General features: G+C 72.6%; 1 pseudogene. It reads left to right on the plus strand.

From position 1 onward, the window contains the following. Positions 1-20: 20 nt before the first annotated feature. A pseudogene (locus tag TN53_RS43055) lies at positions 21-361 on the plus strand (thiolase family protein); the annotation flags it as partial.

The raw sequence follows: 361 nt of genomic DNA on the forward strand, positions 1-361 counted from the left end.
CCCACGAAACGCTCGCGCGCGTGGCGTCGAAGAACTTCCGCAACGCGGCCGGAAACGAGAAGGCCTGGCGCCGCACGCCCCTCACACCGGAACAGGTCCTCGCCTCGCCCGTCCTCAACTACCCGCTCCGCCAGTACATGTACTGCGGTCCGAACGAGGGCGCGGCGGCGATCGTGCTGTGCCGTGCCGACCAGGCCCACAAGTACACGTCCGCCCCCGTGCGGGTCCGGGCCACCGCCCTGCGCAGCCGTCGGCTCGGCGCCTTCGAGGTGCAGAGCCCGTCGTTCCCGGTCGGGGACGTCGTCGAGAGCCCGACGGGGGACCCCTCCAGGGCGGCGTACGACATCGCGGGCATCGGCCC

Source organism: Streptomyces sp. WM6386, from assembly GCF_000972385.1.
In the GTDB taxonomy this organism is placed as follows: domain Bacteria; phylum Actinomycetota; class Actinomycetes; order Streptomycetales; family Streptomycetaceae; genus Streptomyces.